Consider the following 16,928-nt stretch of genomic DNA (forward strand, 5'->3'; position numbering starts at 1 on the left):
GCAGGGACGTCATGAAACGAGTGATTTTTAACCAGAAGGGTGGCGTCGGCAAGTCCACCATTGCGGTCAACCTGGCCGCGATCGCGGCAAACCGCGGCAAGAAAACGCTGCTGATCGACCTTGACCCGCAGTGCAATTCCAGCCGCTACCTGCTGGGCGACCACGCCAAGGACATCACCCCGACGATCGCGGGCTATTTCGAGCAAACCCTGAATTTCATGGTGTTTTCGCTGTCGGCGCGCGGCTATGCGCATGAAACCGGTTTTGAGAACCTGTCGCTGGTGCCGTCGCATCCGGAAATCGGCGAACTGCAATCGAAGCTGGAATCGCGCCACAAGATCTACAAGCTGCGCGACGCGTTGAACGAGCTGGAAAAGGAGTACGAGGAAATTTTCATCGATACCCCGCCGGCCTATAACTTCTTCACGCAATCGGCGCTGATCGCGGCCGATACCTGCCTGATTCCGTTCGACTGCGACGATTTTTCGCGCCAGGCGCTGTACACCTTGATGAACAATGTCGCTGAAATCAAGGCGGACCATAACCAGGCGCTGGAAATCGAAGGCATCATCGTCAACCAGTTCCAGCCGCGCGCCAACCTGCCGCAGCGCATGGTCGACGAATTGCTGGCGGAAGGCTTGCCGGTGCTGGGCAGCAAACTGTCGAGTTCCGTCAAGGTGCGCGAGTCGCACGAGCGCCGCCTGCCGATGATCCACATGGATGCGCGCCACAAGCTGTCGCAGGAATTCGAAGCGCTGTATGACGAGCTGGAAGCGGCGCAAAGCAGCACCGCGAAGAAGCGCAAGCGCGGTTAAGCGCCGTCAGCCCGGGTTGAACTCCCCGACATAGCGCGCTCTGGGCCGTATCATGCGGCCATCGGCGCGCTGTTCCAGCGCATGGGCGATCCAGCCCGCCGTGCGCGCCATTGCCAGCAGCGCCAGCGCGGCGCCGTCCGGCAATCCCAGCACCAGTTCCATCGCCGCCAGGGCGAAATCCGAATTCGGCTGCGCGCCCGGCGTGGCACGGGCCCGTGCCGCCAGCGCCGTATATGGCGCGCATGCCGCCGCATCGTATTCCTGCAATTTCTCCATCAGGTACGTGGCGCGGATATCGCCGTCCGGATACAGCGGGTGGCCGAAGCCCGGTGTCATGGCGCCGATCGCGGCCATGCCGGGACGCGCCGCCTCTTGCCGCAGCCGCGTTTTCGCCACCACGTAATGGCCGCCATGCTCGGTGCCGGACAATGCCGCCAGCCCCGCGCACAGCACCAGCGGCATGGCCGCGCCGCTCGACGCCGCGCAGCGCACGGTGAAGGCGGAATTGTTCAGTTCGTGGTCGGCCAGCAGCACCATGGCGGCGCGCAGCAGCTCGGCCGCCCTGGCATCGCGTTGCCATGCGTTTGCCGCTTGCAGGTGCAGCGCGGTGCCGCTCGCAGCCGTGCCCAGCAGCAGCCCGCCCACCAGGCGCAGCAGCGCCATCGGATCGTCATCGGGCGTGGGGATTACCGGCAGCAGCGCCATGGCGCGCGGCAGGGGCGCCAGTTCCGCGCTTGCCGCCAGCAGCGCGGCATTCGCAAGAACAGGGGATGCGGCCGCTGCCTGATGCGGCGTGGTGGTGCAGGCCCCCCGCACATCGTCCAGCCATGGCTGCCACAGCAGTGCCGCAACCTGTTCCAGGGGCGCATCCCGCGCCAGTGCGCACGCGTCGGTTCCCCGGTAAGTCAGGCGGCCGTCATCAATTTGCGCAATGCGGGTCTCCAGCACCGGCACGCCCCAGCTCATGGCCGCCGCCACCGCATGGCCGGCGCGCTTGCCGTCGCCGCGCCGCGCGGCCAGGCGCAGCACGTCGTCGTGCGCATAGCGCTTGGCGCGGGCGCCGCTGTCGCTGCTCGACGTCAGCAAGCCCCGGCTGACGTACGAATACAGGGTGGCGGGGCTGACGCCAAGGATGGCCGCCGCTTCGCGCGCCGTGATGGTTTTGCTCATAAAATTATTTATATTGATTTCGCGGATCAAGATTGACCCTGCAACGCCGCATCGCCAGACTGGCCGCACTTGTTCGTACCTGTTCGCACCTGTTTTGGAGGCCATTCTATGCAAAAAATCCCCATGCTGCAGCCGTTGCGGCACAGCCGTTTTCGCCAGCTGTGGCTGGCCAACCTGGTGTCGAACCTCGGCACGTGGACGCAGACGTTCGCCGCGGCGTGGCTGGTGGCGTCGGGCGATGCGTCGCCGCAGATGACGGCGCTGGTGCAGGCGGCGGCCAGCGCGCCGATGCTGCTGTTTGGCTTGCTGGCCGGGGTGGTGGCCGATGCCGTGCCCCGGGCGCGGCTGCTGTTGCTGGTCAATGCCTGCCGGGCGCTGGCCGCGTCATTGATGGCGGCGCTGGCGGCCAGCGGCCAGGCGTCCGCGTGGGCCGTGCTGGCGCTGGTGTTCCTGATGGGCACAGCGCAGGCATTTATGTGGCCCGCATGGCATGCGGTGACGTCGCTGCTGGTGGAGGCCGATGAAGTGGAAGCCGCCGCCACCTTGAATAACCTCAGCTACAACGCCGCCGCCACGGCAGGCCCGGCATTGGGCGGCGCGCTGTTTGCGTGGTGCGGCGCCGCGCCGCTGTTTGCGTTTACCGCGCTGTCGATGACGGGGCTGCTGGCCGTGTATTACGCCTGGCACCGCAGCCCGGATGCGCCGCGCGCCGGAGTATCCATCAGCATGGCGGCCTTCCGCAGCGGCATGGGCACGGCGTTCGGCGCGCCGGACTACCGCCGTTTGCTGCGCCATACGGCCTGCGCGCTGTTCGGGGCGGTGGCGTTCATGGCGCTGTTGCCGCTGTACGTGCGCGATGTGCTGCGGCAGGAAGCGGGCATGTATGGCGGCTTGATGGCCCTGCTCAGCGCGGGCGCGATTGCCGCGCCTTTCATCCTGCCTGCATTGCGGGCGCGCTATCCGCGCCATGTGCTGCTGGCGGCGTCGCTGGCGCTGTTTGGCGCGATGCTGGCGGCGCTGCCGCTGGTGCGCCATCCGGCCGTGCTGGCGCCGCTGGTGATGGCGGGCGGCATGGCATGGGCCACGATGGTGTCGACCCTGAATGGCGCTGCGCAATCGGCCTTTCCTTCCGCCGTCAGGGCGCGCACCTTGTCGGTGTACCTGCTGGCGATGGCGCTGGGCCAGACCGTGGGCAGCGCCGCATGGGGCGCGGTGGCCGAATCCACGGGCGTGGCCCCGGCGCTGGCGCTGGCGGGCGCGGTGCTGTTGGCGTATGCCGCGATCGGACTGCGCCGCGCGATTCCGCCGGCTATGGCACAGTAGCGGGATGATCAACGCGGAGCCGGTATCATGGTGGAATTGCAGGGGTATGGACGGTTGCATGAGGAGTGGATCGACGGTCCCCAACAGCGGCCTGTGCTGGTGTTTTTGCACGAAGGGCTGGGCTGCGTGGCGATGTGGAAGGATTTTCCGCAGCGCCTGTGTGCGCTGGCAGGGTGCCCGGGCCTGGTGTATGACCGGCTCGGTTATGGCTTGTCGGACCCGCTGACGAAGCCGCGCAGCGTCCACTACCTGCACGAAACCACGCTGATTGAATTGCCGGCCATGCTGGCGCGCTTGCTGCCAGGGCGGCCATATATCGTGATCGGCCATTCCGATGGCGGCAGTATCGCGCTGCTGCATGGCGCCGCGCAGCCGGACGCTCTGCTCGGCGTGATCACCGAAGCGGCGCATGTGTTCGTGGAAGACGTCACCTTGGCCGGTATCCGCACCGCGCTGGAAGCGTGGCAAGCGGGCAAGCTGCGCGGGCTGGAACGCTACCACGGCAGTAAAACCGGCACGATATTCCACGCCTGGGCCGATACCTGGCTGGCCCCGGGCTTCGCGCAATGGAATATCGAAGGCGTGCTGGCGTCCATCGCGTGCCCGGTGCTGGCGTTGCAGGGCGAAGGCGACCAGTACGGCACGCAAGCGCAGCTGGCGTCCATCGCGGCCCGCGCGCCCAATGCGCGCCAGCGCATGCTGCCCGATTGCGGCCATACCCCGCACCTGGAAAACCCGGACGCCACGCTGGCCGCGATGGCGGCGTTTATTGGCGAATTGACCTCTTCGCCGCCAGCCTGATTTCGCCGTGAAGCAGGCCCCGGCCACACTCCTTGCGGCGTCGCGTTGATGGCGCCATGTATTTCCCTGCAGCATGCTTGATCTGCGCCGGGGTGCGCTCCCCGCGCCGCGCATACGATGCGGCGAGGGAGGTGCGCGATGGTCCTGTATTCTCTGTTGTTGTTCCTGTCCGCCGGTATGGCGGGCGCCTTGCTGGCGTTTCCCGCCGCGCGCGACATGGTGTCGCACGCGGCGCGGGCGATCGGCGCTCGGCTGCATGTGCGCCGCGCGGCGGCGGCGCTGGCGGCGGCCGCGCTGCTGGGCGCCTTGCCGCTGGCGGCCCTGCTGGCATCCGGTGCACAGCACCATGGGGGGGATGGCGGGATCGCGCCTGGCGCCGGATACCGTCCGGTGAACCTGCAAGTGGCGCAACTGCTGGAAGGCGAACACCTGGCGCCGCCGCTGCCGTTGCCACCGCTGGCCTTTACCACGGCCGAAGTCACGCTGGTGCGGCCGATGCTGGCCGGGGCCAGCCGCGACTGGGCGCTGCTGCAGGATGGCTTCAGCCAGCGCCTGCTGCGGGTGTTCCACATCATGCGCGAACAGCACGGCTATGACATGGCGCTATTGGAAGGCTACCGTTCGCCGCAGCGCCAGGACCAGCTGGCGGCGGCCGGACCACACGTGACCAGTGCCCGCGCCTACCAGAGCCACCACCAGTTTGGCCGGGCCGCCGATTGCGCCTTTGTCCGCGATGGCAAGCTGGTGATTTCCGAACGGGACCCGTGGGCCATGCGCGGCTACCGCCTGTATGGCGAAACCGCCGAAGCGGTTGGACTGAAATGGGGAGGGCGGTGGGCCATGATGGATTTCGGTCACGTTGAATTGCATTCCACTGGGAATTAATTGCGCTGACGCAAGTAGCTCGAACATAACCGCTGGCAACATTGGACCCTCGCCGGTACGGCGCTTCCCTGCGGGCTTGCCATGTTGCGACGACTGTGGAACTTCCTGGCGGACAGCCGCCACCTCGCCATCCTGTGTTTTGCCGTCCTGGCCGCCCTGGCGGTGTTCGGTGCGGATTCCGTGCGGGCCGCCGCGTTATGGGGCGGCGTGCTGGCCGCGCTGGCTTTGCTGGCGTGGGGCGCCTGGCGCTTCGCCGGCTGGCTGCGGCGCCGGTGGGCCGCCGGCGCGCCGGCAGGGGCAACCTTGTCAAACGGGCTGGCCACTGCCGCAGCGGCGGGGGCGGGCGGCGATGCCGGCGCGGCAGTCCACACAGCCGCCAGCGCGGACGCCAATGCGGACGCCGGCGCGGGCGGTGGCGCACCATTCGACAGCGCGGCCGTGCAAGCCTTGCGCAACAGCGTGCAGGATGCCGTCGCCATGTTGCGCGGGTCGCGCATGGGCAAACTGGCCGGCGCCCGCGCGCTGTATGAATTGCCGTGGTGCCTGGTCATCGGCACTCCGGGCGCGGGCAAAAGCTGCGCCATCCGCCATTCCGGCCTGCAATTCCCCTACGAAGCCGGACATATGGCGCCGGCGCCGGGCGGCACCACGCAACTCGACTGGTACTTTGCCCGCGAAGGCATCATGCTCGACACGGCAGGCCGCTACGCTATTGAGGATGGCAGCCGCGATGAATGGCGCGGCTTGCTGGATTTGCTGAAGAAGCACCGGCCCCGCGCGCCCGTCAATGGCGTGGTGGTGACCGTCAGTGTCGATGTCTTGCGCGGCGACCCGGATGCGGCGCTGCAGCTGGCGCGCGGCCTGCGCCTGCGCATGCAGGACATGGTGGAACGGCTGGAAGTGTTTACGCCCGTGTATGTGCTGTTCACCAAGGCCGACCATATTGCCGGCTTCAGCGAATTCTTTGCGCAAGCCGACCATGGCGAGCGTGAGCGGGCCTGGGGCGCCACCATGCCGTATAAACGGCGCGCCGCCGTGCGCGAAGTGCTGGCGTTTTTCGACCATGCCTACGATGGCCTGGTGGAGGGCATCAAGGAAATGGGCGTGGCCATCCTGGCGCAGCCGCGCAGTGGCGCGCCGGAACCGGGCGTGCTGGCGTTCCCGCTGGAATTCACGGCGCTGCGGGCCGCGGCACGGACCTTCATCGCCGCCTTGTTTGAAGAAAACCCGTTCCAGGACGGCCTGGTGTTCCGAGGCTTTTATTTTGCCAGCGCGCTGCGCGACGGCGTACCGGCCAGCGCCCAGTCGCGCCGGATTGCCGAACGCTTTGCGCTGGCCTGGCAGGAGCCGCCACCGGGCGCGCCGCCGGAAACCGATGCCGGGGCGAAGCGCGGCTACTTCCTGTTGCAATTGTTCCGCGACGTGATCTTCGCCGACCGTGCGCTGGTCACGCACTATGCGAGCCGCAACGCCATGCGGCTGCGCTATGCCGCCTTTGCCGTGGCCTTGCTGGCCCTGGGCGCGCTGCTGGCCGGCTGGACCTGGTCGTACCAGGCCAACCTGCGGCTGGTCGGGCAGGTGCAGGCGGACCTCGACCAGGCGCAGCGGCTGCAGGCGGGCCGCCACGATTTGCAGTCGCGCCTCGAAGCGCTGGAGCTGCTGGAAAGCCGCATCACGCAATTGGAACAGTTGCGCCGCGAGCGGCCATGGGAAACCGGGCTGGGGCTGTACCAGGGCGATGCGCTGGAGCGCAAGCTGCGGGTGGAGTATTTCAACGGTGCGCGCGACGTGATGCTGTTGCCGGTGGCGGTTAGCCTGGAAGCGCAGTTGTCCGCACTGGGCACAGCGGCCGGCGGGGACGCCGCCGCTCACAAGAACGCCGCCGACAGCAGCGCCGATGAAGGCTACAACGCCCTGAAGGCCTACCTGATGCTGGCCGACCCGGCCCGGGTGGAAAGCGCGCACCTGAACGACCAGCTGGCGCGGCACTGGCGCGCCTGGCTGGAATCGCGCCAGGGCGCCATGCCCCGCGAGCACCTGATCCGCAGCGCGGAGCGCCTGCTGGCCTTTTATACCGCGCACGCGGGGGACCCGGCGTGGCCCCGCATTGCGCCCCGGCTGGCGCTGGTGGAACAGGCCCGCCTTGCGCTGCGCGGCGCGGTGCGCGGCATGCCGGCGCGCGACCGGGTGTATGCGGCGATCCGGGCCCGCGCCGGCACCCGCTATCCCTCCGTGACGGTGGCCCATCTCGTCGGCGCCGAAGACCAGGCGCTGGTGGCAGGCAGCTATGCCGTGCCCGGCGCGTACACGCGCGACGCGTGGCGCCAGTATGTCGACGCGGCGATCCGCGATGCGGCCAATGGCGAACTGCAAAGCCGCGACTGGGTGCTGAAGGCGGACAGCCGCGATGACCTGAGCCAGGAAGGCAGTCCCGAGCAGGTTCGCAAGGCGCTGGTGGAGCGCTACAAGGCCGACTACATCGAGCATTGGCGCAAGTTCCTGCAAGGCGTGTCGGTGGCGCCGCTGCAGGGCGTCGCCGGGGCGGCGGCGGCCATGCAGCGGCTTGGCGACCCACAACTGTCGCCGCTGCTGAAAGTGCTGGCCGCCGCGCACGAGCAGACGGCATGGGATGTCCCGGCGCCCGCCGCCGGCGACAGCGGCTGGTCCGGCTGGCTGGTGGGCGAGGCGCGGCGGCGCGCGGCGGCGTTGAGCGGCTCGCCGCCACTGCCATCCGCTGCCACGGCCGGGGACGGGGCGGTGGCGCCGGGCGTGATTGCGCGTGAATTGTCGCTGCTGGCGCGCCAGTTTGCCGCGCAAGGCGACGGCGCGCCACCGGTGCAAGGCTATATGGCGGCGTTGTCCAAGCTGCGGGCGCGGCTGATCCTGATGAAAAACCAGGGCGATGCGGGGCCTGCCGCGCATCTGCTGATGCGCCAGACGCTCGAGGGGGGCGGCTCCGAACTGGCCGATGCCTTGCGCCATATCGATGAACAAATGCTGGCGGGCGCCTCGCCCGCGCAGCAGCAGCTGTTGCGGCCCCTGCTGGTGCGCCCGCTGATGCAAGTCTTTGCCGCGCTGGTCGGCCCCGCCGAAGCGGAAATCAACCAGACCTGGCAAGTGCAGGTGGCGCAACCGTTCAACCGTTCGCTGGCCGGCAAATATCCGTTTGCGCCGGCTGCGCGGGTGGAAGCGGCCAGCGCTGAAATCGCGGAATTCTTTGGGCCGTCCGGCGTCATCGCGAAATTCGTCACGTCCACCATCGGACCGCTGGCGGTACGGCGCGGCGACGTGCTGGCGCCCCGCACCTGGGCCGACATGGGCATCACCCTGACGCCGCAGGCGGTGGCGCAACTGCCGGCATGGATCGCGCCGCCCGGCGCGGGTGGCATGGGGCAAGGCGCGGCCCAGACCGTGTTCCAGCTGATGCCGCACGCTTCCCCGGACGCGGCGGAATACACGGTGGAAATCGATGGCCAGCAATTGCGGCACAAGATGCCGGCTGCCGCCGCAGCCACGGCCGCGCCGCAGTGGTATGGCATGGTGCACCCGGGGCCGGGCGGCGGCGTGCCGGGGGCGCGCATCACGGCGCTGGCCAGGGATGGGCGCACCGTCGAGCTGTTCAATGAAGCCGGGCAGTTCGGCTTGAAACGCATGATCGATGCGGCGCAGCGCCAGCGCAAGGAGGGCGGCGTGCATACCCTGCAGTGGAGCGCCGCCGGCGTGACGGTGGCGCTGGATTTGAAGGTGGTCAGCAGTCCGGAGGCGGGGAGCGACGGCAACCGGCAAGGTTTGTATGGATTGAAGTTGCCGGAAGCGGTGGTGGGGCGTGAGCCGGGGACGGCGGTGGCGCAGGCGGCCAACCCATGATCGAATGGAGGAACTATGAAGCATTCTCTGTTGCTGTCGGTATTACTGTGCGGGCCGTTTTTGGGGCTCGCATACGGCCAGGTGGCGGTGTCCGGCACCGTGCCCGATGACGCCACCCGCAGCGCCATTGTGCAGCGCCTGCGGACGCTGTACGGGGCTGGCGCCGTCACGGACCGGCTGGTGGTGGGACCGGTGCTGGCGCCGCCCGGCTGGCCGGCGCAAGTGCAACGGCTGCTGGGCCCCGGCCTGCAGGCGGTCGGCAAGGGGGAATTGAAAGTCGAGGGGGCGGCGGTGGCGGTGCGGGGCGAAGTGGCGTCCGACGCGGCGCGCGCGCAGGCGGGCAAGGAGTTGTCCGCCGCCATGGCGCCCGGCTATACCTTGCGCACCGAATTGCGCGTGGCGCCGGGCCAGCGCATGCTCGATGCGGTGCTGGCGCAGCGCATCATTGAATTCGACAGCGGACAGGCGACCTTGCGGCCGTCGGGAATGGCGATCCTCGACGAGATGGCGGCGGTGATCCTGCAACTGAAGGGCGCGAAGATCGAAGTGTCCGGCCATACCGATAACGTGGGGCAGCGCGGCGCCAATATCGCGTTAAGCCAGGCGCGCGCGCAGGCGGTGCGGGCCTATCTTGCGTTGAAGGGCGTGAATCCGGACACGGTGGCGGTGTCGGGGTCGGGACCGGACCGGCCGGTGGCGGACAACGGGACGGCGGAGGGGCGGGCCCGTAACCGGCGGATCGAGTTTAATGTGGCGGGTTGAGTGCGCGGCATCCGCGGGCGCACGGGCTGCGCAGGCATGGCGGCTCGCAAGCGAACCGCCCTACGGAATGGTGCCAGTGGCATGGTGAAGCGCTGCGGCCGGCTCAGGGCAGGGTAATGGTGAGCGTGGCTGGCTGCGGCGGCAATTTCACGACATGGTCATACGGCGCCATGCGCTGCCGGCTTTCGCGCGCCAGCGATTGCTGCATGCCGCCATAGGCGCCGCCCGCCGTCGCCAGCAACAGCACCGCCAGCAGCCATGCCGGCACATCGCGGCGCAACTGGTGGACCACCTGGTCGGGACGCGGCGCTTGCGGCGCAAAGCCCCGGCCACGGCCCTTGATGTGGGCGATTTCATCGCCCAGCCGCGCGGTGACCCAGGACAGGCGGTCGCGCTCATCCATCGCATAGCGTCCCTTGAAGCCCATCAGCAGGCACATATGGAACACTTGCAGCGCCTGCAGCCGCACGGCGCCTTTGCCGCGCAGCGCTTCGAGCCGCTCGAAAAAGTGTTTGCCGGCCAACTGGTCGCCAAACACCGTCAATTGCAGTGGCGTGCGCTCCCACGCGCCGCGCAGGCTGAACTCCGATGACAGCACGATTTCATCGAGCGCCGCGCAGTAGGCGTACTTGGCGGCGTCGATATCGTCACCGTGGGCGTGCAGGCGGCGTGCTTCCCGTTCGAAATCGTCCAGCATGCGCACGATGCGCTGCTGGAAGTCTTCCAGGGTGCCCGGTGCATGGCGCTGCTTCAGCAAGTGCAGCAGGTAAAACCCCTCATGCAGCAAATCCGCCAGCGACAGCAGGCGCGCTTCCCGCTGCGCGCTGCGCCGTTCGATCCGTGTGCTCATGATGGCTCCCCTTGTGTGTGCGTGGAAGCCCCATTACAGCGGCGCGGCGGCGGCCCGGACTTGCGGCCGCGCAACTAAGAAATTGCGCGATCGCAATTGTTTCCAAGTGACACGCCTGCATGATGGCTTCCACCCCGTGAAAGGAGCCCATCATGACCACCAAACCGCTGATCACCGGCCTGGCCGGCGGCGCCTGTGCGCTGTTGCTGTCGGCCTGCGCCGCCGACGATCCCGTGGTGCGAACGCCACCCCCTCCTGCGCTGGAATCGCTGCACGCGGACGCGCAGCGCGCCGCCGCCGCCGGCCATGCCGAACAGGCGCTGGCCATCTGGAAAAACGCCGCCGCCGCTTACCCCGCCGACAAGGCGCCCTGGCTGGCCATGGCGCAGTTCCGGTACGAGCGCAGCCAGTATGCGGAAGCGATCAGCCACGCGCAGGAAGCCTTGCGTCGCGATCCGCTTGATGGCCAGGCAGGCCGCCTGCTGGCCGCCAGCGGCCTGCGGCTGTCGGTGGCGGCGTATGCGGATTTGCAGGCGCAAAACAGCTTGCAGGGCGCCACGCGCAGCGAGGCGCAAGACCTGGCCCGCCAGTTGCGCGCCAGCGTCGGCGAAGACGTGCCGCCGCCGGTCGTGCCGGTGAAGAAAGCCGTCCCCGTGAAACGCGCCGCGCCTGGCAAACCGGCGGCGCAAACAGGCACCTCCGATCCCTTCGGCACCCTCAAGTAAATCAGGAGAACGATGATGACCAACAGCGACAGTATCCAGAAGCGGCTCGGCAAGGTGCGCGCGCCGCGCGTGCAAATGAACTATGACGTGGAAATCGGCGAAGCGATGGAAAGCAAGGAATTGCCGTTCGTGGTCGGCGTGATCGGCGACTTTGGCGGCAATCCCGAACAACCCGCCAAGCGCCTCAAGGAGCGCCGCTTCATCGGCGTCGACGCGGACAATTTTGACGAAGTGCTGGCTGGCGTGGCGCCGCGGGTGCGCTTCGCGGCGCCCAACCGGCTGGGGGGCGAAGGCGATATTCCCGTCGAACTGGATTTCCGCGCCATGAGCGACTTCCGTCCGGAAGCCGTGGTGCGGCAAGTGGAACCGCTGCGGCAATTGCTGGAAGCGCGCGGCAAGCTGGCGGACTTGCGCAACAAGCTGGCCGGCAACGACAAGCTGGAAGACTTGCTGGCGCAGGTGCTGGCCGATACGGAGCAACTGCGCGAACAATGGCGCGGCCGCCCGCATGCGCAAGGTCCTGAGAACAAGGAGGCGTGACATGTCGGCCCAATTGCAGGCGCTCGATGCGCCACTGGAAAACCTGAACACGCTGGAATCGCTGGAACAGCAGGGCGGCCTGCTGGACCGCATCGTGGAAGAAAGCCGCGTCGCCAAATCGCCGCAGGAACATGAACGGGCGCGCGACATCATCGCCGAGCTGGTGCAGCAGGTCCTGGCCGGCGCCGTCACGGTCTCGCCCAACCTGTGCGCCACCATCGATGCGCGGGTGGCGGAACTGGACCGGCTGATTTCATCGCAGCTGTCGGCCATCATGCACGCGCCGGAATTCCAGAAGCTGGAACAAAGCTGGACCGGCCTGCATTACCTGGTGCGCCATTCGGCCAGCGGCGAGAACGTGCGCATCCGCATGCTCAATGCGAACAAGCGCGAACTGGTCAAGGATTTCCAGAGCGCGCTCGAGTTCGACCAGAGCGCCATTTTCAAGAAAGTCTATGAAGAGGAATTTGGCACCTTTGGCGGCGCCCCGTATGGCGCGCTGGTGGGGGATTTCGAAATCTCGCGCCAGCCGGAAGACATGTATTTCATCGAGCAGATGTCGCACGTGGCGGCGGCCGCGCACGCGCCCTTTGTGGCGTCGGCTTCGCCCGAATTGTTTGGCCTCGAGAGCTACGGCGACCTGGGCAAGCCGCGCGACCTGTCCAAAGTGTTCGATACGGTGGAATATGCGAAGTGGAAGGCGTTCCGGGCCTCGGAAGATGCGCGCTACGTGGGGCTGGCGCTGCCGCGCTACCTGGGGCGGCTGCCATTCAATCCGGTCGACGGCACCACGGTGGAAGGCTTCCACTTTGTCGAGGAAGTCGATGGCACCGACCACCATAAATACCTGTGGTGCAACGCGGCCTATGCCTTTGGCGCGCGGCTGGCGCAGGCCTTCGACGACTATGGCTGGTGCGCGGCGATCCGTGGCGTGGAAGGGGGCGGTTTGGTGGACGACTTGCCGACTCATACCTTCAAGACGGGCGAAGGGGAAGTGGCGCTGAAATGCCCGACCGAAGTGGCGATCACGGACCGCCGCGAAAAGGAACTCAGCGACCTGGGCTTCATCTCTCTGGTGCATTGCAAGAACACGTCGTATGCGGCATTCTTTGGCGCGCAGTCGGCGCAAAAGGCGCGCCGCTACAGCACCGAGGCGGCCAACGCCAACGCGGTGCTGTCGTCGCAGCTGCAATACATCTTTGCCGTGTCGCGCATTGCGCACTACATGAAAGCCATGATGCGCGACAAGGTCGGCAGCTTTTCCGCCGCGTCCAGCGTGGAAGACTTTCTGAACCGGTGGCTGATGCGCTATGTGCTGCTGGACGATAACGCCAGCCAGGAACAAAAGGCCCGCTATCCGTTGCGGGAAGCGTCGGTGCAGGTCAGCGAAGTGCCGGGACGGCCCGGCGTGTACCGCGCCGTGTCGTTCCTGCGGCCCCATTTCCAGCTTGATGAATTATCCGTTTCCCTCCGACTGGTCGCGGAGTTGCCGCAATCGACCAACCGCTAATTTCACTTCAACCTGAGCACCCAAGGAGCATGCTATGGCTATAGACGTCTACCTGCACATCGATGGCATCAAGGGCGAATCCACTGATGAGCGCCACAAGGAATGGATCGAATGCAAATCCGTGAACTGGAGCGTGGAACAGCCCAAGTCCGCCACGGCGTCCACCGGCGGCGGCCACACGGCCGAACGCTGCGAACACCGTGACATTGTGATTTCCAAGCTGGCCGACCTGGCGTCGCCGATCCTGCTGCAAACCTGCGCCGCCGGGCGCACCATCCCGAAAGCCAAGATCGAGTTCATGCGCGCGGATGGCCAGGGCGAGCGCATCAAGTACTTTGAAATTGAAATTGAAAATGTGCTGATCGGCGCGGTGTCGCCTTCGGTGGCGGAAGGCGACATCCTGATGGAAGACGTGGGTTTCAAGTTTTCCAAGGTGCGCTGGAAATACACGCAGCAGAAAATCACCGGTGGCGCCGGCGGCAACACGTCGGGCGGCTGGGACCTGGCCGCCAACCGGATCGCGTAAGCGGCTGGTATAGGAAGGAGTAGCCATGGCCCCGCAACCGCCCCCCCGGCTGTCCGCCACACCGGCCGGCCTGCTGGACCGCCTGCTGCATGGCGGCAGCCTGGCGCAAACGCCGGCGCAACTGAAGGAATCCGTCGCGCGCAGCCTGGAAGACATGCTCAACACGCGCGCGGCGCTGCCGGCCGGGCTGCTGCGGGGCCATCCCAATTGTGCGGCCTCGGTCGCCAATTACGGCGTGGCCGATTTTGCCGGCTGCTGTCTCGGCAGCGCGGCCGACCGCGCCTGGATAGGCGTTTGCATCCGCACCGCCATTGAACGGCACGAACCCCGGCTGCGGCGGGTCGAGGTCCAGGTGGCGCCCGAAGCGGGCGCGGTCAACCGCATCCGCATCACCATTGCCGGCGTCCTTGCCGGCGCCCTGGCAAACCAGCGCGGCACGGTCGCCTTTGACGCCGTGCTGCAGCCATCCACCTTGCGCTATTCGATCAACCGGCGGGGAACCCCATGACACTGAACCTGAAAACCCTGATCGCAAAACTCAATGACACCTCGCGCGTGGCGGCCACGCGGGCGGCCAGTATCTGCGTCAGCCTCGGACAATATGAAGTGGACCTGGAACACCTGTTCCTGGCCCTGCTTGAACAGGAACGCAGCGACTTCGTGGTGATCGCGCGCCGCTGTGGCATCGCGGTCGACATGCTGGAAGCGGACCTGCGGCGCGAAGTGGGCCGGTTCAAGGCCGGCAGCACGCGCACGCCGGTGTTTTCACCGCATTTGCCGGTGCTGCTGGAACAGGCGTGGCTGATCGCGTCGCTGGCGCTGCCGCAGCCGGACCTGGTGCGCAGCGGCCACTTGCTGCTGGCGCTGCTGACGGAACCGGGCCTGGCGCAACTGGCGCAGCGCGGTTCGGCGCTGTTCGCGCGCTTCCCGGTCGATGAACTGAAACACAACCTGGAAAAATATGCGCGCGGCTCGCAGGAGGAATGGCCCGCTGCGCCGGCGCAACCGCACCCCGGCGGCGAGGCGGCGCCGGATCCCGTGACGCAATTGCAGTCACAGCAGCCCGCACTGGCGCGCTACACCAGCAACCTGACGCAACTGGCGCGCGACGGCAAACTCGACCCGGTGATTGGCCGCGACAGTGAAATCCGCCAAACCATGGACATCCTGATGCGGCGCCGCCAGAACAATCCGATCCTGACCGGGGAAGCGGGTGTCGGCAAGACCGCCGTGGTGGAGGGACTGGCGCAGCGCATTGCCGCCGGCGACGTGCCTGAAGCCTTGCAGGGCGTGGCGATCCACGCGCTGGACCTGGGCTTGCTGCAGGCCGGCGCCGGGGTGCGCGGCGAATTCGAAGCGCGCCTGACCGGCGTGATCGACGACGTGCGCAACAGCGCGCATCCGGTGGTGCTGTTCATCGATGAAGCGCATACCTTGATCGGGGCGGGTGGCCAGGCTGGCCAGGGCGATGCGGCCAACCTGCTGAAACCCGCGCTGGCGCGCGGTGAATTGCGCACGATCGCCGCCACCACCTGGAGCGAATACAAACGGCACGTCGAAAAGGATGCGGCGCTGGCGCGGCGCTTCCAGGTGGTAAAGGTGGAAGAGCCGGATGAGGACACGGCGTGCGCCATGCTGCGCGCCATGGCGCCGCTGATGGAACGCCATTTCGGCGTGGCGGTGCGCGATGACGCGGTGACGGCCGCCGTCCGGCTGTCGCACCGCTATGTCAGCGGGCGGCAATTGCCGGACAAGGCGGTCGGCCTGCTCGATACGGCCTGCGCCCGCGTGGCGCTGGCGCGCAGCGCGGCGCCCGACAGTATCGAACGGCTGCAGGCGCGCATGGGGCAGGTGGCGCTGGAAATCCGTGCGCTGGGCAAGGAGCGCGAACTCGGCGGCGGCGCCTTTGGCGATGCCCATGCTCACGAAACCCGGCTGGCGGACCTGTCCGGGGAACACCAGCGCTTGCGCGAGGCGCATGATGCGTCCAGCATGCGCTGGGAGCAGGAAAAGGCGCTGGGCGCGGCGATTGCGCTGCAGCGCGAAGGCGAGCAGGCCGGCGCGATACCGCTGGCGTCCCTGCACAGCCAACTGGCGGCGCTGCAGGGCGGCGAGCCGCTGGCGCCGCTCGATGTCGATGCGCTGGCGGTGGCCGAAGTGGTGTCGGCCTGGACCGGCATTCCGCTGGGCCGCATGGCGACCGACGAATGGCGCGCGGTGCGCGCGCTGCAGGATACCTTGCTGGCCCGTATCCTGGGCCAGCCGCATGCGATGGCCGCCGTGGCGCAGCGCCTGAAAAGCGGCGCGGCCGGACTGGCCGATCCTGGTAAGCCGCGCGCGGTGTTCTTGTTTGCCGGTCCGTCCGGCACCGGCAAGACGGAAACCGCGCTGGCACTGGCTGAAGCGTTGTATGGCGGCGAGCGCAAGGTGGTGGCGATCCACATGAATGAATACCAGGAAGCGCACAGCGTGTCGGGCCTGAAAGGTTCGCCGCCGGGCTATGTGGGGTTTGGCGAGGGCGGCGTGCTGACCGAAGCGGTGCGCCGCAATCCATATTGCGTGCTGCTGCTCGATGAATTCGAAAAGGCCCATGCCGACGTGGCGGAACTGTTTTTCCAGGTGTTCGACAAGGGCACCCTGGACGATGCGGAAGGGCGTTCGGTGGACTTCCGCAATACCGTCATCATCGCCACCTCGAACGCGGGCGGCGCCGCCATCGCGCAGGCGTGCGCGGGCCTGCAGGGGCTGGACCTGCCATCGCCGGAAGACCTGGAAGCGCTGGCCCGTTCGGCGCTGCTGCAGTACTTCAAGGCCGCGCTGCTGGGCCGCATGCATGTGGTGCCGTTTTATCCGATTGCCGACGACGTGCTGCGGCGCATTATCGGCCTGCGGCTGGAACGGGTGGCGCGGCGTGCGCAGGCGGTGCACGCGGCATCGTTCACCTGGGACCCCGCGGTGGTGGACCTGCTGCTGGCGCGCTGCGCGCAGCTCGATGCCGGTGTGCGCCATATCGACCGCGTCATCGATGGTGTGCTGTTGCCAGGGCTGGCCGATGCGCTGCTGGCGCGCATGGCCGATGGGGTTGCCGTGGCCTCGATCAGGGTCGCCGGTGGCGGCGATGGGAAGTTTGACTATGTGATTGCCTGAGGAGAAT

General features: G+C 67.5%; 14 protein-coding genes. 12 read left to right on the forward strand and 2 right to left on the reverse strand.

Translation table 11 applies throughout. The annotated features are described in order from the left end of the window. Positions 1-11: 11 nt before the first annotated feature. Entirely contained in the window at positions 12-815 is an 804-nt protein-coding gene (locus AC1RRC_RS20870; protein ID WP_493057453.1) for a ParA family protein, read from the forward strand. Between the two features lie 6 nt (positions 816-821). Here the strand turns inward: AC1RRC_RS20870 and AC1RRC_RS20875 are convergent, their stop codons facing one another. Next, positions 822-1,985, reverse strand: a complete 1,164-nt coding sequence (locus tag AC1RRC_RS20875; RefSeq protein ID WP_493057454.1) for a citrate synthase family protein — start codon at positions 1,983-1,985, stop codon at positions 822-824. Between the two features lie 108 nt (positions 1,986-2,093). Between AC1RRC_RS20875 and AC1RRC_RS20880 the strand changes: the two genes are divergently transcribed. From AC1RRC_RS20880 to AC1RRC_RS20900, 5 genes are all read left to right on the forward strand, one after another. Continuing rightward, on the forward strand, positions 2,094-3,308 hold the full coding sequence (locus tag AC1RRC_RS20880; protein ID WP_493057455.1) for an MFS transporter: 1,215 nt from the start codon (positions 2,094-2,096) through the stop codon (positions 3,306-3,308). A gap of 27 nt (positions 3,309-3,335) precedes the next feature. Continuing rightward, entirely contained in the window at positions 3,336-4,109 is a 774-nt protein-coding gene (locus tag AC1RRC_RS20885) for an alpha/beta fold hydrolase (RefSeq protein WP_493057456.1), read from the forward strand. A gap of 138 nt (positions 4,110-4,247) precedes the next feature. Beyond that, entirely contained in the window at positions 4,248-4,994 is a 747-nt protein-coding gene (locus tag AC1RRC_RS20890; RefSeq protein ID WP_493057457.1) for a M15 family metallopeptidase, read from the forward strand. An 81-nt stretch (positions 4,995-5,075) separates the two neighbouring features. After that, positions 5,076-8,861, forward strand: coding sequence for a type VI secretion system membrane subunit TssM (tssM, locus tag AC1RRC_RS20895; RefSeq protein ID WP_493057458.1), 3,786 nt, complete (start codon positions 5,076-5,078; stop codon positions 8,859-8,861). Between the two features lie 15 nt (positions 8,862-8,876). After that, a complete protein-coding gene (locus AC1RRC_RS20900; RefSeq protein WP_493057459.1) occupies positions 8,877-9,623 on the forward strand; it encodes an OmpA family protein in 747 nt (248 codons plus the stop codon). A 103-nt stretch (positions 9,624-9,726) separates the two neighbouring features. Here the strand turns inward: AC1RRC_RS20900 and icmH are convergent, their stop codons facing one another. Further along, a complete protein-coding gene (gene icmH / locus AC1RRC_RS20905; protein WP_493057460.1) occupies positions 9,727-10,473 on the reverse strand; it encodes a type IVB secretion system protein IcmH/DotU in 747 nt (248 codons plus the stop codon). A gap of 152 nt (positions 10,474-10,625) precedes the next feature. Between icmH and AC1RRC_RS20910 the strand changes: the two genes are divergently transcribed. The 6 genes from AC1RRC_RS20910 to tssH are packed head-to-tail and all read left to right on the forward strand — an operon-like array spanning position 10,626 to position 16,921. Then, positions 10,626-11,198: a hypothetical protein gene (locus tag AC1RRC_RS20910; RefSeq protein ID WP_493057461.1), complete on the forward strand. Its 573-nt coding sequence runs from the start codon at positions 10,626-10,628 to the stop codon at positions 11,196-11,198. Between the two features lie 15 nt (positions 11,199-11,213). After that, positions 11,214-11,738 (forward strand): type VI secretion system contractile sheath small subunit, encoded by a 525-nt coding sequence (gene tssB, locus AC1RRC_RS20915; protein WP_493057686.1) that lies wholly within the window; start codon positions 11,214-11,216, stop codon positions 11,736-11,738. 1 nt (position 11,739) lies between these two features. Then, positions 11,740-13,248, forward strand: coding sequence for a type VI secretion system contractile sheath large subunit (gene tssC / locus AC1RRC_RS20920; protein WP_493057462.1), 1,509 nt, complete (start codon positions 11,740-11,742; stop codon positions 13,246-13,248). 34 nt (positions 13,249-13,282) lie between these two features. After that, positions 13,283-13,774 (forward strand): Hcp family type VI secretion system effector, encoded by a 492-nt coding sequence (locus AC1RRC_RS20925; protein ID WP_493057463.1) that lies wholly within the window; start codon positions 13,283-13,285, stop codon positions 13,772-13,774. Positions 13,775-13,799: 25 nt separating this feature from the next. After that, positions 13,800-14,282, forward strand: a complete 483-nt coding sequence (gene tssE, locus AC1RRC_RS20930; protein WP_493057464.1) for a type VI secretion system baseplate subunit TssE — start codon at positions 13,800-13,802, stop codon at positions 14,280-14,282. After that, entirely contained in the window at positions 14,279-16,921 is a 2,643-nt protein-coding gene (gene tssH / locus AC1RRC_RS20935) for a type VI secretion system ATPase TssH (protein ID WP_493057465.1), read from the forward strand. Before tssE ends, tssH begins: the two co-directional genes overlap by 4 nt. Positions 16,922-16,928 lie beyond the last annotated feature (7 nt).

This window comes from Pseudoduganella sp. GW821-FHT12E03, from assembly GCF_058807115.1.